The following is a 12,949-nucleotide window of genomic DNA, read 5'->3' as shown; positions in this document are numbered from 1 at the left end:
TGAACTTTCCCCGGGCCTGTCCGGGGATTTTTTTATCTGTTCATCGCCGGGCTACGGGCATAAAAAAACCGCCGTTAAGGCGGTTCTTAATGCTGGTTGAGGGCATTATTTTTTATCGTGCAGAGTTTCGTCTTCGCGGCAGTCACCAATTGCACAGTGGCCGTACAGGTACAGGCTGTGGTTGCTGAGCTTGATGCCGTGTTGCTTGGCGATATCACGCTGACGAACTTCGATGGATTCATCGCTGAATTCGATCACTTTGCCGCAGTCCAGGCAAATCAGGTGATCGTGGTGATGCTGCTGGGTCAGTTCGAACACGGACTTGCCGCCTTCGAAATTGTGGCGGGTCACAATGCCGGCATCATCAAATTGGTTCAGTACGCGGTAAACCGTAGCCAGGCCAATTTCTTCGCCCATATCTATCAGTTTTTTGTACAGATCTTCCGCACTGACGTGATGGCATTCCGGATTTTGCAGTACTTCCAGGATTTTGAGTCGCGGAAGCGTGACTTTTAAGCCGGCCTTCTTCAATGCGGTGTTGTTGTCAGTCATGCGGATTCAGTCCTGTTACTATGCTAATCAAGTTGAGGCGTTCTCGCCTGTGGCATCGGTCGGCACAAAGAGTTAATTGCGTCTCATTATAGAACCGGTTGACCTAAATAGAAACCGCCGGTTGTTAACAAAGATATAATTGCACTATTGCATGTTGCACACGCAACGTCTTGATGGGCGGGATAAACCGATAACTCAGTCTACCTTGACGATGTGGGAAGTTACAAATATGTATCTTCGATTGCAGTAATCAGTACTGCCAATGATGGCCCTGCCAGCAACACTATGCACTTAGCAGGGCTTTTGTTCAACCTTTGGCGTTAGCCGACTATCTCGGCCAGGCTCAGCTCTTCGACGATTTGTTTTACCCAGCCTTCAACACGCTCATTGGTCAGTTCAGGTTGACGGTCTTCGTCAATTGCCAGGCCAATGAAGTGGCTGTCGCTTGCCAAACCTTTCGAGGCTTCGAAATGATAGCCTTTGGTTGGCCAGTGGCCAACGATGGCAGCGCCACGCGGTTCAATGATGTCGCGGATGGTGCCCATCGCATCACAGAAATATTCTGCGTAGTCTTCCTGATCGCCACAGCCAAACAGGGCTACCAGCTTGCCGTTGAAGTCGATGTCTTCCAGCGTTGGGAAGAAGTCATCCCAGTCGCACTGGGCTTCACCGTAGTACCAGGTTGGGATACCGAGCAACAGAATATCGAAGCCTTCCAGGTCTTCTTTGCTGCTTTTGGCGATGTCGTGAATTTCGCACACATCGTCACCAAACTGTTGCTTAAGAATTTTCTGGATCATCTTGGCAATGTTTTCGGTATTGCCAGTGTCGCTGCCAAAGAAAATGCCTACATTAGCCATATCGCGTATAACCTTTAAATTCAATAAATTGCATTACACGATGTTAGCGCTGACCACGATAACACCGATTAAAATGATGCCATGGCAAGGGGTGCCCTCACCGGTAATTGCGTATCATGCCAGAAATTTACCCCGGGGTTTTATCACGTTTATGCGATACCGGGTGGGATAAAACGGTGTTGATCGGGCGTCATCCTTAACGCCGCGCCGCATGTGCGGCTGCAATGATCAATGTTCTGGCTGGTCGTCCGCCAGTTGTGCCAACAGCATTTGCTCAATAAGCTCGCTGCGGCTGATATTCCGCTGTTCCGCCAGTTTGTTCAGGGCGTCCACCGCATCCGCGTTGATCTTCAGTTCCACACGCCGTAAGCCACGGACTTTATCGCGTCGAAGCTGATTACGCTTATTGATTCTAAGCTGTTCATCTCGGGATAGCGGGTTGGTTTTCGGGCGCCCCGGACGGCGTTCATCTGCGAACAGATCCAGCGTCGTGCGATCCGTTTGTTCTTTTGCCATAGGTAGCGGTACTGCAAGGGAGTTTGCATCTAAAAGCGCGTAGACGCTTCTGGATGGTTCGGTTAACACACTTCGGGCCAATAAACCCTAACCCAAATTCACCCCCAGTCAGGCGTTAATCAACACGCCGGGCACGGTGGCAAAATTATAGCGCGCCATATTACCCCAGCAGGTGGAGCAACGACAATGCTTAACTGAGCCGAAAACGCGCTAAGCCGTTATCTTTAGCGCATTTTTTCACCAGATGGCCGTTTTGGGTGGTTGTCCGTACCAGGGGAAAGCGCCGGTCGGCTCAGGCTTCGCCGAGAAAACGGTGAATGGCACGCAGCACCGCCTCTGGTTTTTCCGCATGAACCCAGTGCCCGGTACCGGCGACCACATGTGCGCGAGCCTGCGGGAACTGGCGGGCAATATCTGCGCGGTAGCTGTCCTGTACGTAGGGCGACAAACCACCACGAATAAATAATGTGGGATGTGGCCAGGCGGGAACTTCCTGCCAGCCGGTGATGTTTTCGTATTGATCGATCAGCACCGGCAGGTTAAAGCGCCATTCGCCCTGGTGGAAGGATTTCAACAGAAACTGGATCACTCCTTCTTCCTTCAGGTAGTCGCGCATCAATTCCGCCGCCTGCTGGCGTTGAGTGATACCGGCCGCACTTACGGCCTGTAAGGCGACAAAAATCTCGTCGTGGCGACGGGTTTGATAATCCACCGGTGCCACGTCAATAACGATCAGTTTCTCCACTCGCTCAGGTGCGATTGCCGTCAGAGCCATCGCCGCTTTGCCGCCCATCGAGTGGCCGATCACTATCACCTTGTCCAACTGCAAATCATCCAGCAGCGCCAGCAGATCCTTTGCCATCTCCGGGTAGGTCATCACCGCTGAACGAGGCGACAGGCCGTGGTTACGCAGATCGACTTTAATCACGCTGTGTTGTTGGTTGAGATCGCGCGCCAGCACGCCGAGATTGTCCAGATTGCCGAACAGCCCGTGGATCAGGACAACCGGCAGAGCATCGGACTCGCAGGCCAGCAGTTGATAATGTAATTTCATGGCAAAGTTCATACTGAGTGAGATTCAGATTAGGGTATCATGATTAAAACACACGATGAAAATCCCCGTCGCCTTTCAAGCCACAGGTAACAACGCTGCGGCTTGAAATCTATAGGGTATAACGCGGATTTTTCATGGTAAGGTGCGGGTTTGGCAGAGCCAATGCCGGGCAGGCTTTAGGTAATAGTCTGCTTTTGCCGTGTTGAGGCACATTGTGATGTTCGCATCTGCGCTTTTAACCTTATAATCCCATGGCTTGAATGCAGGATCTGGCTTCAGGTTCTAAGTAGAAAAAAACAGTACTGGATAAAGATGAAAACTATTGAAGTCGACGAAGAGCTCTACCGTTATATTGCCAGCCACACGCAACATATTGGTGAGAGCGCGTCCGATATTTTGCGCCGCATGTTGAAGTTTACCGCAGGTCAGCCATTACGTGCGGTGCCGGCCGCCAGTGCCCAGAGCGCTGAGCAGGATAAAATTGTTGCCGCCTCGCGTCCGCGCGATCGCGTACGTGCCGTGCGTGAGCTGCTGTTGTCGGATGAGTATGCCGAGCAGAACAAAGCGGTGAACCGTTTTATGCTGGTACTTTCTACCCTGTATACCCTCGACGCGGCCGGTTTTGCCACGGCGACCGAGGCGTTGCATGGCCGTACCCGCACCTATTTTGCCGGCGATCAGCAAACCCTGCTGGCAAACGGAACGCACACCAAACCCAAGCACGTTCCGGGCACCCCTTACTGGGTGATCACCAATACCAATACCGGTCGTAAACGCAGCATGGTGGAACACATCATGCAGGCTATGCAGTTCCCAGCGGAACTGACTGAAAAAGTTTGCGGCACTATCTAATTTAGCGAACAGCCCGTCATGGTGGCCGTGAGCGACATATTGCCAGGCCGCAGGACAGGGATTAGGGAGATATGTCGATGGCGAATAACCCACGTGCCGGGCAGCCGGCTCAGCAAAGCGATTTGATCAACGTAGCCCAGCTGACGTCGCAGTACTATGTACTGCAACCTGAAGCCGGCAATGCAGCACACGCGGTGAAGTTCGGCACTTCGGGCCATCGCGGCAGCGCCCTGCGTCATAGCTTTAATGAAAATCATATTCTCGCCATTGCGCAGGCGATTGCGGAAGTCCGCCATCAGCAAGGGGTGACCGGCCCATGCTACGTGGGTAAAGATACCCATGCGCTGTCCGAGCCGGCCTTTATTTCTGTGCTGGAAGTGTTGACCGCCAATGGCGTCGATGTTGTCGTGCAGGAAAATAACGGCTTCACGCCAACCCCAGCGATATCCCACGCCATTTTGTGCCATAACCGCAACGGTGGGGCACTGGCCGACGGTATCGTTATTACCCCGTCTCACAATCCCCCGGAAGACGGCGGCATCAAATATAACCCGACCAACGGTGGCCCGGCCGACACCAATCTGACCTCCGTGATTGAAAAGCGCGCCAATGAACTGCTGTCATTGCAGTTGCAAGGCGTTCAGCGTCAGTCATTGGACAAGGCCTGGAACAGCGGCCGCGTGCACGCACAAGATCTGGTGCAGCCGTATGTCGAAGGGTTGGTGGATATCGTCGATATGCCTGCTATCCAGCGTGCCGGCCTGAAGCTGGGCGTTGATCCGCTTGGCGGCTCCGGCATTGCCTACTGGCAGCGTATTGCCGAGTATTACAAGCTGGATCTGACGCTGGTGAACGACTCTATCGATCAGACCTTCCGCTTTATGCACCTGGACCACGACGGCGTGATCCGCATGGACTGCTCGTCAGTTCCGGCGATGGGCGGTTTGCTGGCGCTGCGTGACAAGTTCGATCTGGCGTTCGCCAATGACCCGGATTACGACCGTCACGGCATTGTTACGCCGAAGGGGCTGATGAACCCGAACCATTATCTGGCAGTGTCCATCAACTACCTGTTCCAGCATCGTCCACAGTGGGGCGCCGATGTGGCGGTGGGCAAAACGCTGGTTTCCAGTGCAATGATTGACCGCGTGGTTGCCTCCCTGGGCCGGAAACTGGTGGAAGTGCCGGTGGGCTTCAAATGGTTTGTCGATGGCTTGTACGATGGCAGCCTGGGCTTTGGTGGCGAAGAGAGCGCCGGGGCATCCTTCCTGCGTTTTAACGGCACACCTTGGTCTACCGATAAAGACGGCATGATCATGTGCCTGCTGGCGGCGGAAATCACCGCAGTTACCGGTGAAAACCCACAAAATCACTACGAAGATCTGGCCAAACGCTTTGGCGCGCCGAGCTATAACCGTATTCAGGCACCGGCAACCTCAGCGCAGAAAGCCGCGTTGTCCAAGCTGTCGCCGGAAATGGTCAAGGCCGATACTCTGGCGGGCGATCCGATCACCGCCCGTCTGACCGCAGCACCGGGCAACGGCGCACCGATTGGTGGCCTGAAAGTGATGACTGACAATGGCTGGTTCGCAGCGCGTCCTTCCGGTACCGAAGAGGCTTACAAGATTTATTGTGAGAGCTTCCTGGGGGCTGAGCATCGCGAAAAGATCGAGCACGAAGCGGTCGAAATCGTCAGCGCAGTACTGGCTTCCGCCAAGTAAGTTTTCCCCACCTCCGATGAAAGCGCTGTTTTTACAGCGCTTTTTTTATGCCTGTAATTTAGATATATCTATTTTACAAACAGCCCTTGCGCATTTAGATATATCGATCTAGATTAGCGTTATCGAAGTTGTTTAGATATATCTAAATGGCTTCGTCAACTCACTGTCTATTGAGAGGTATCACTATGTTTCATCGTTTAGATTCACACCGCCGTCACCATTGTCATCCTGATCACGAAGAACGTTGCGACCATCATCATCGCCATCGTGGCGGGCGTCATCACTTTGGCGGCGACCACGGCGAAGAGCATGGCCGGGGCGGGCGAGGGGGCCGTGGTGGGCGTCAGCGCATGTTTGAACATGGCGACCTGCGGTTGGTGCTGCTGGCGCTGGTGGCACGCAAACCGAGCCACGGCTATGAACTGATTAAGGCCATTGATGAGGCTTCTTCCGGCCTGTACGTACCCAGCCCGGGCGTGATTTACCCGACCCTGACGCTATTGGAAGAGCAGGATTTCCTTGAGCCTGTCACCAGCAGCAATGGCCGCAAAAGTTATCAGATCACCGAACTGGGCCAGGGGGAACTGCAAAAACACCAGGCCGTTGTCGACGTGATCCTGGCCCGTTTGGCCGGTGCCGGTCGCGGTCATCATCATCATCACGGCAATCTGGCGGAAGGTATCTCTGAAGCCATGAACCGCCTGCGCAGTTTGCTACGCGGCAACGTGATGCGTGCCGATCTTTCACCACAGCAGGTGGAACGCATCAATGCGGCATTGCTGACCGCCGTGGCGGCGATTGAAAGTGAAATGAACATTGCCCCGACAGCACAGGAGAATGACTGATGCCCGGCCACCGTTTCCGTATTACCGTTGAAGCCCTGAGCGATCGCAAAGGCGAACCCGTAGAGAAAGCGCCACTGAGTTTTGAAGTAGAAAACCACGACGATATTCTCGGTATTGTTGAGCGCATCAAAGCGCGTGAAGACCTGAACTTTGGCGAGAACAACAGTGCGGCCTTTGCCGTTGGCCTGAAACTGTTTTCCGAAGTGATGATCGAAAACCGCAAGCATCCGGTATTTGCACCGCTGCGCGAAGCGTTCAAGGAATTTATGATGGGATTAAAGAAAGGTCCTAACGCGTAGGGGCGCCGCATGCTGCGCCCGTTTAATCGAACACCGCGTCAGGTTAACCGCATGCTGCGCCCATTAACTTCAAGGCATAAAGCGGTAACCGACGCCGGTTTCGGTCAGCAAGTGTTTTGGCCGGGCCGGGTCGGCCTCCAGTTTCTGCCGCAGATGACCCATATAAATTCGCAGGTAATGGCTGTGTTCGACGTAGTTCGGCCCCCATACGTGGCTCAGAAGCTGGCGCTGGGTCAGCACCTTGCCGGAGTTGGCCAGCAGCTCGGCCAGCAGTCGAAACTCAATTGGCGTCAGATGCAAATCTTCACCCTGGCGCAGCACTCGACGATTAATCAGATCTACGGTGATTTCTGAGAAGCTGACCAACGGGCTTTCCTGCAGGCTGCCGGAATGACGTCGCAAGGCGACCCGCACGCGCGCCAGCAATTCACCAATGCCAAAGGGCTTGCTGAGATAGTCATCCGCCCCGGCGTCCAGCGCGGCGATTTTGTCTTCTTCAGCGTTGCGTGCCGACAACACTATGACCGGAATCGCGCTCCATTGGCGTAAATCACGGATATAGTTAAGTCCGTCGCCGTCCGGCAACCCCAAATCGAGAATAATCAGATCCGGTTTACGCGTACCGGCTTCAATCAGCCCGCGTTGCAGCGTTTCGCTTTCAAACACCCGCAGGCCTTCACTTTCCAGGGCGGTACGGACGAAACGCCGGATCTCTTTCTCATCTTCAACAATCAGAATATTGGTTGGCGTGCTGCTCACAAGACTCCCGGAACTTGATTAAAGATCAAAGGCTTCGCTGTCTATTTCTGGCGGTTTCTCCAGCGGTAGTACAAAGCGGAAACGGGCGCCGCCGTTGGCACCGTTTTCGGCCCAGATGCGGCCGCCGTGTACTTCAATAATGGCACGGCAAATCGCTAACCCCAAACCTACGCCGGGGATCGCCGACTCTTTATTGCCGCGGGAAAACTTATCGAAAATAAGCTGCAATTTCCCTTCGGGAATGCCCGGCCCATCGTCCCAGACTTCGACTTCCAGCCACTCTGGCAGAGTATGGGCACGAATACCGATAGTAGCATCGTAGCCGGCATATTTATTGGCATTTTCCAACAGGTTAGTGAACACGCGCTCCAGCAGGCTGCCGTCGCAATTCACCAATACCAGCTCCGCCGGTAGCTCAACCTTGATTTGATGTTGAGTCATCAGCGGCTCCAGCATGTGCAGCGATGCACCGACGATCTCTTCCAGCGATTGCCACTCTTTACGCAGATTAAAACCACCGGATTGAATGCGTGCCATATCCAGCAGGTTGTTCACCAGCCGGGTGGTGCTCAGTACCTGCTGGCGGATCTGACTGGCCTGGGTCGCATGGTTGGAGCCTTCCGCCGCCAGATCGAGCGTCAGAATTTCCGCTTGACCGAACAGCACCGTCAGCGGAGTACGCAAGTCGTGGGACAGCGCCGCCAGCAGCGAGTTGCGCAGTTGTTCGCGTTCGGCGTCCAGCTTGGCTTCCTCGGCGCTGCGCGCCAAATGCAAGCGTTCCAGCGCGCTGGCAATCAACACCGCAAAGGTCTGTAGCAGCCGCTGTTGCTCCGGCACCATCAGCTGGCGCAGGTTACTGGGTTCGATGGCCAACAGGCCAAAGGTTTGTTTCGACGTGGTTAACGGCAACAGTTGATAGGGAACGCCGGGCAGGGTATCGGTCCCGGCTCCGGCCGGCATGCCCTTGTCGAAACTCCAGCGCGCAATAGCCTCATCTACCGACAGCAGCCCACCGGTTTCCCCGACCATTTGTTGCAGTTTGCCGTCTTCCTGTGGCAGCAGCAGCACGGTTTTGGCCTGGAAACTGCTGGAGAGGAAGTGGCGACTGGTTTTGGCGATGTCTTCGGTGGTCAGCGCCTGGCTCAGCCCACGGGAGATTTCATACAGATGACGGGCCCGCTGCTCGCGGTAGCGGGCCACTCGTGCCTGATAACGCACACCGGCGGTCAGGTTACCGATGGTGATACCGACAATCAGCATCACGGCAAAGGTCAGTAGATACTGCATATCACTGACGGCAAACGACCATTGAGGCTGGACGAAAAACAGGTCAAAGCTGGCGACGTTGATCACCGCAGCCAGCACCGACGGCCAACGACCAAAAAACAACGCGACAATGGCAACGCCAAGCAGGTAGACCATTACCAGGTTGGCCTGATCGAAGCCCGGCAGCAGCCACTGGGACAGCAGGGTGATCAGGGCGCAGAGTGCGACGGCGACGGCGCAGCCACGCAGTTGCATACGCCATTTCTCGCCAAAGTTGCGGCTGTCGTGTTCTTTGCCTGGCTGCGGGAGGCTGTCGTTTTCCAGGGCGACAATCACCAGATCGAGATCCGGCCCCAATTTGCCAAGGCGATCGGCAAAGCTGCCGCGCAGTTTCCAGCGTTGTTCACTGCGGCGGCCAATGATGATTTTGCCCAGGTTGTGCTCACGGGCGTAGCGTAATATCGCCCGTTCTTCATCAGGTTCGGACAGGGTGGCGGTTTCGGCCCCCAATTCCTGTGCCAGCCGCAGCGCTCGCAAAATTGCCCGGCGTTGATTCTCCGGCAGGCGATGCAGCTTGGGCGTTTCCACATAGACTGCGTGCCAGTGGCAACCCAGTCTGGCGGCCAGCCGGGCGGCGATGCGCACCAGCTTTTCGTTGCCGCTGTTATGGCCGACGCACAGCAGGATACTGTCGCGGGTGTGCCACACGCGTTCACGGCCCTGGGTATCCCGGAAGGCACGCATCTGGTCATCGACCCGGTCTGCGGTGCGACGCAGTGCCAGTTCACGCAGGGCGATCAGATTGCCCTTACGGAAAAAGTGCTCAATGGCGCGTTCGGCCTGACCGGGGATATACACCTTGCCTTCATTGAGTCGCTGGCGCAGATCGTCCGGCGGCAGGTCAACCAGCACTACCTCGGTGGCTTCGTCGAACACATGATCGGGCACCGTTTCACGTACCCGTACCCCGGTCACACCGCCGACCACGTCGTTCAGGCTTTCCAGGTGCTGCACGTTGACGGTGGTCAGCACGTCGATACCGGCGTCCAGCAACTCTTCCACATCCTGCCAGCGCTTCGGGTGGCGCGAGCCGTGGGCGTTACTGTGCGCCAGTTCATCCATCAGGATCAGTGCCGGGCGACGTGCCAATGCGGCGTCGAGATCAAACTCCTGTATCTGTCGGCCGCGATACTGAATGCGCTTTTGCGCCAGCAAATCCAGCCCGCCCAGCAGCGCGGCGGTTTCGCTGCGGCCATGGGTTTCCACCACGCCGACCAGCACGTTCAGTCCCTGGGCACGCAGCCGCTGGGCTTCCTGCAGCATGGCGTAGGTTTTGCCCACTCCGGCACAGGCGCCGAAGAACACCTTCAGGCGGCCACGGGGCTTTTCATTGGCCAGCGCCAGCAGGCTGTCAGGGTCGGGGCGCTGTTGTTCCTCATCCACCATCGGAGTTCCTTTTGCAGCAATGTAAAGCGGGTCCGGCACGCCGAACCCGTTACTTATCCTTTAACACTCGGGGCATTATTTCAATGCGTCGAGTGCCAGATTCAATTTCAGCACGTTCACCACCGACTCACCCATAAAGTTGGGAGTGGCCTGATCGGTGCTTTCATCAATCAGTTTGGCGATTTTTTCCGGTGCCAGTTGGCGCGCCGCAGCAACCCGGGCCAGTTGATACTGTGCCGCTGCGGGAGAAATCTGTGGATCCAGACCGCTACCGGACGCGGTCAGCAGATCGACCGGGATCGGGCCTTTCATCGCCGGATTAGCCTGGCGCAGTTGTGCCGCACGCTCGGCAATGGCTTTATCCAGCGCCGGGTTGGTGGCGGCCAGATTGCTGCCGGCAGACGCCATGGCATTATAGGCCGAATCCGCGGTGGCAGAAGGGCGGCCCCAGAAATACTCGGGTTTGGTAAAGTTTTGGCCGATTAACGCCGAGCCCACCACTTTGTCGCCCTGATACAGCAGCGAACCCTTGGCCGCGCCGGAGAACAACAGCTGCGACAGCCCGGTGGTCAACAGCGGGTAGGCGATACCGGTAATCAACGTCAGCAGGATCAACAGCACCAGCGAAGGTCGTAAATAAGACATTTTCATTTCCTCTTAATCATTAACCGGCGATATGCAGCGCGACCAGGATCAGGTCGATCAGCTTGATACCGACAAAGGGCACCAGCAGACCGCCCACGCCATACAGCCACAGGTTACGACGCAGCAGCGCAGCGGCGCTCATTGGCTTGTAACTCACCCCTTTCAGCGCCAGTGGGATCAGGAACACGATCACCAGGGCGTTGAAAATAACCGCCGACATAATGGCGGAAGCGGGGGAGTGCAGATGCATCACGTTCAGCGCGTTCAACTGCGGATAGGTTGCCGCGAACGCCGCCGGGATGATGGCGAAATACTTGGCTACGTCGTTGGCAATACTGAAGGTGGTCAGCGAACCGCGGGTCATCAGCATCTGTTTACCGATATGCACCACTTCAATCAGCTTGGTTGGGTTGGAGTCCAGATCGACCATGTTGCCCGCCTCTTTGGCGGCCTGAGTCCCCGAGTTCATCGCCACCGCCACGTCGGCCTGTGCCAGCGCCGGGGCGTCGTTGGTGCCGTCGCCGGTCATTGCCACCAGGCGGCCTTCTGCCTGATATTGACGAATCAACGCCAGCTTGGCTTCCGGCGTCGCTTCCGACAGGAAGTCGTCCACCCCCGCTTCGGCGGCGATGGCGGCAGCGGTCAGTGGGTTATCGCCGGTGATCATCACCGTTTTGATGCCCATTTTGCGCAGTTCGACAAAGCGTTCCTTGATACCGCCCTTGACGATATCCTTCAGCGCTACCACCCCCAGCACGCGTGGCCCTTCGGCCACCACCAACGGCGTACCGCCGGTGCGTGCCACGCTGGCCACCAAATCGTCCACCGCCTGTGGGAAGTGGCCCTGATTGGACTCCACGTGACGGCGAATGGCATCCACTGCGCCCTTACGGATCATGCGATCCTGCACGTTGACGCCGCTCATGCGCGTCTGGGCAGAGAAGGGCACGAAAGTAGCGTTCAGCGCCTGCAGGTCACGCTCACGCAGGTTAAAGCGCTGTTTGGCCAGCACCACAATGCTGCGGCCTTCCGGCGTTTCATCCGCCAGTGAAGACAGCTGCGCGGCGTCAGCCAGTTCCTGTTCTTTCACTCCCGGCGCCGGCAGAAATTCGGAGGCCTGACGGTTACCCAGCGTGATGGTGCCGGTTTTATCCAGCAGCAGCACATCCACGTCGCCGGCGGCTTCCACCGCACGGCCACTGGTGGCGATGACGTTGGCACCCAGCATCCGGCTCATCCCGGCCACGCCGATGGCAGACAGCAGACCGCCGATGGTGGTAGGGATCAGACAGACCAGCAGGGCAACCAATACGGTGATACTGACCACCGAACCGCCGTTGGCGGCGTCGACGCTGTATTGCGAGAACGGAAACAGCGTGGCGGTCGCCAGCACGAATACCAGGGTCAGTGCCACTAACAAAATGGTCAGCGCCACCTCGTTCGGGGTCTTGCGGCGTTTTGCGCCTTCGACCATGGCAATCATCCGATCAAGGAAGGTTTCGCCCGGGTTAACGCTACACTGTACTACCAGCCAGTCTGACAGCACGCGGGTACCACCGGTGACGGATGAAAAGTCGCCGCCGGACTCACGGATCACCGGTGCGGATTCGCCGGTAATGGCGCTTTCATCCACTGATGCGCCGCCTTCCAGCACTTCGCCGTCGCAGGGAATGGTGTCACCGGCCTCGACCAGCACCACGTCACCCTTGCGCAGGCTTTCGGCGGAGACTTTCTCGGTGGCACCTTCACGGCGCGGTCCGGCCAGTTTCTTCGCCCAACTGGTTTTCTTGGTGCCTCTCAGGCTTTCCGCCTGAGCTTTGCTGCGCCCTTCGGCCAGCGCTTCGGCAAAGTTGGCGAACAGCACGGTAAACCACAGCCACATAGCGATGCTGCCGGTAAAGGCGGCGCTACCGTCGGTCTGTTTGGTGAGGATCGCCAGCCAGATGGCCGTGGTCAGAATGCTGCCGATATACACCACGAACATCACCGGGTTACGCCACTGGGTGCGCGGATCCAGCTTTTTCAGCGCATCGATCAGCGCGGTACGGACCAGTGCCGGTTCAAACAGCGCGCGTTGTTTGCGAGTCATCTTTTATTCTCTCTTCCTATTTCATTCCCTATGGATTTCGAACTG

General features: G+C 56.5%; 12 protein-coding genes. 4 read left to right on the top strand and 8 right to left on the bottom strand.

The window, feature by feature from the left end:
* Positions 1 to 105: 105 nt before the first annotated feature.
* The 4 genes from fur to ybfF all read right to left on the bottom strand — a co-directional run bounded on the left by fur (position 106) and on the right by ybfF (position 2,994).
* On the bottom strand, positions 106 to 552 hold the full coding sequence (gene fur / locus FCL49_RS08695) for a ferric iron uptake transcriptional regulator (protein WP_135315525.1): 447 nt from the start codon (positions 550 to 552) through the stop codon (positions 106 to 108).
* Between the two features lie 320 nt (positions 553 to 872).
* Positions 873 to 1,412, bottom strand: a complete 540-nt coding sequence (gene fldA, locus FCL49_RS08690; protein WP_012005674.1) for a flavodoxin FldA — start codon at positions 1,410 to 1,412, stop codon at positions 873 to 875.
* Between the two features lie 228 nt (positions 1,413 to 1,640).
* Positions 1,641 to 1,928: a LexA regulated protein gene (gene ybfE / locus FCL49_RS08685; RefSeq protein ID WP_012005675.1), complete on the bottom strand. Its 288-nt coding sequence runs from the start codon at positions 1,926 to 1,928 to the stop codon at positions 1,641 to 1,643.
* Positions 1,929 to 2,220: 292 nt separating this feature from the next.
* Positions 2,221 to 2,994, bottom strand: a complete 774-nt coding sequence (gene ybfF / locus FCL49_RS08680; protein WP_174353203.1) for an esterase — start codon at positions 2,992 to 2,994, stop codon at positions 2,221 to 2,223.
* A 300-nt stretch (positions 2,995 to 3,294) separates the two neighbouring features.
* Here ybfF and seqA point away from each other — a divergent pair, with 300 nt between their 5' ends.
* The 4 genes from seqA (at position 3,295) to FCL49_RS08660 (ending at position 6,699) form a co-directional block, all read left to right on the top strand.
* Positions 3,295 to 3,834, top strand: a complete 540-nt coding sequence (seqA, locus tag FCL49_RS08675) for a replication initiation negative regulator SeqA (protein ID WP_012005677.1) — start codon at positions 3,295 to 3,297, stop codon at positions 3,832 to 3,834.
* A gap of 77 nt (positions 3,835 to 3,911) precedes the next feature.
* On the top strand, positions 3,912 to 5,555 hold the full coding sequence (gene pgm / locus FCL49_RS08670; protein WP_174353202.1) for a phosphoglucomutase (alpha-D-glucose-1,6-bisphosphate-dependent): 1,644 nt from the start codon (positions 3,912 to 3,914) through the stop codon (positions 5,553 to 5,555).
* Between the two features lie 185 nt (positions 5,556 to 5,740).
* Positions 5,741 to 6,400, top strand: coding sequence for a PadR family transcriptional regulator (locus FCL49_RS08665; RefSeq protein WP_174353201.1), 660 nt, complete (start codon positions 5,741 to 5,743; stop codon positions 6,398 to 6,400).
* Positions 6,400 to 6,699, top strand: a complete 300-nt coding sequence (locus FCL49_RS08660) for a DUF3861 domain-containing protein (RefSeq protein ID WP_135315530.1) — start codon at positions 6,400 to 6,402, stop codon at positions 6,697 to 6,699. The genes FCL49_RS08665 and FCL49_RS08660 overlap by 1 nt, the downstream gene beginning before the upstream one ends.
* A gap of 69 nt (positions 6,700 to 6,768) precedes the next feature.
* Here the strand turns inward: FCL49_RS08660 and kdpE are convergent, their stop codons facing one another.
* The 4 genes from kdpE to kdpB all read right to left on the bottom strand — a co-directional run bounded on the left by kdpE (position 6,769) and on the right by kdpB (position 12,904).
* A complete protein-coding gene (kdpE, locus tag FCL49_RS08655) occupies positions 6,769 to 7,458 on the bottom strand; it encodes a two-component system response regulator KdpE (RefSeq protein ID WP_153857690.1) in 690 nt (229 codons plus the stop codon).
* Between the two features lie 18 nt (positions 7,459 to 7,476).
* Positions 7,477 to 10,170 (bottom strand): two-component system sensor histidine kinase KdpD, encoded by a 2,694-nt coding sequence (kdpD, locus tag FCL49_RS08650; protein ID WP_174353200.1) that lies wholly within the window; start codon positions 10,168 to 10,170, stop codon positions 7,477 to 7,479.
* A 75-nt stretch (positions 10,171 to 10,245) separates the two neighbouring features.
* On the bottom strand, positions 10,246 to 10,815 hold the full coding sequence (gene kdpC / locus FCL49_RS08645) for a potassium-transporting ATPase subunit KdpC (protein ID WP_174353199.1): 570 nt from the start codon (positions 10,813 to 10,815) through the stop codon (positions 10,246 to 10,248).
* A gap of 19 nt (positions 10,816 to 10,834) precedes the next feature.
* The gene (gene kdpB / locus FCL49_RS08640; RefSeq protein WP_174353198.1) at positions 10,835 to 12,904 is read right to left on the bottom strand and encodes a potassium-transporting ATPase subunit KdpB; all 2,070 of its coding nucleotides are present in this window, start codon (positions 12,902 to 12,904) and stop codon (positions 10,835 to 10,837) included.
* Positions 12,905 to 12,949: the final 45 nt, after the last annotated feature.

The organism is Serratia proteamaculans (assembly GCF_013337185.1).
In the GTDB taxonomy this organism is placed as follows: Bacteria; Pseudomonadota; Gammaproteobacteria; order Enterobacterales; family Enterobacteriaceae; genus Serratia; species Serratia proteamaculans_D.
Note: the sequence above shows the minus strand (reverse complement) of the source record. Positions and strands in the feature narration are given on the sequence as shown.

Bases quoted from the DNA above. Each gene is read 5' to 3' on its own strand.
- fur (WP_135315525.1), bottom strand. From the start codon at position 552: ATGACTGACAACAACACCGCATTGAAGAAGGCCGGCTTAAAAGTCACG.
- fldA (WP_012005674.1), bottom strand. From the start codon at position 1,412: ATGGCTAATGTAGGCATTTTCTTTGGCAGCGACACTGGCAATACCGAA.
- ybfE (WP_012005675.1), bottom strand. From the start codon at position 1,928: ATGGCAAAAGAACAAACGGATCGCACGACGCTGGATCTGTTCGCAGAT.
- ybfF (WP_174353203.1), bottom strand. From the start codon at position 2,994: ATGAACTTTGCCATGAAATTACATTATCAACTGCTGGCCTGCGAGTCC.
- seqA (WP_012005677.1), top strand. From the start codon at position 3,295: ATGAAAACTATTGAAGTCGACGAAGAGCTCTACCGTTATATTGCCAGC.
- pgm (WP_174353202.1), top strand. From the start codon at position 3,912: ATGGCGAATAACCCACGTGCCGGGCAGCCGGCTCAGCAAAGCGATTTG.
- FCL49_RS08665 (WP_174353201.1), top strand. From the start codon at position 5,741: ATGTTTCATCGTTTAGATTCACACCGCCGTCACCATTGTCATCCTGAT.
- FCL49_RS08660 (WP_135315530.1), top strand. From the start codon at position 6,400: ATGCCCGGCCACCGTTTCCGTATTACCGTTGAAGCCCTGAGCGATCGC.
- kdpD (WP_174353200.1), bottom strand. From the start codon at position 10,170: ATGGTGGATGAGGAACAACAGCGCCCCGACCCTGACAGCCTGCTGGCG.
- kdpC (WP_174353199.1), bottom strand. From the start codon at position 10,815: ATGTCTTATTTACGACCTTCGCTGGTGCTGTTGATCCTGCTGACGTTG.
- kdpB (WP_174353198.1), bottom strand. From the start codon at position 12,904: ATGACTCGCAAACAACGCGCGCTGTTTGAACCGGCACTGGTCCGTACC.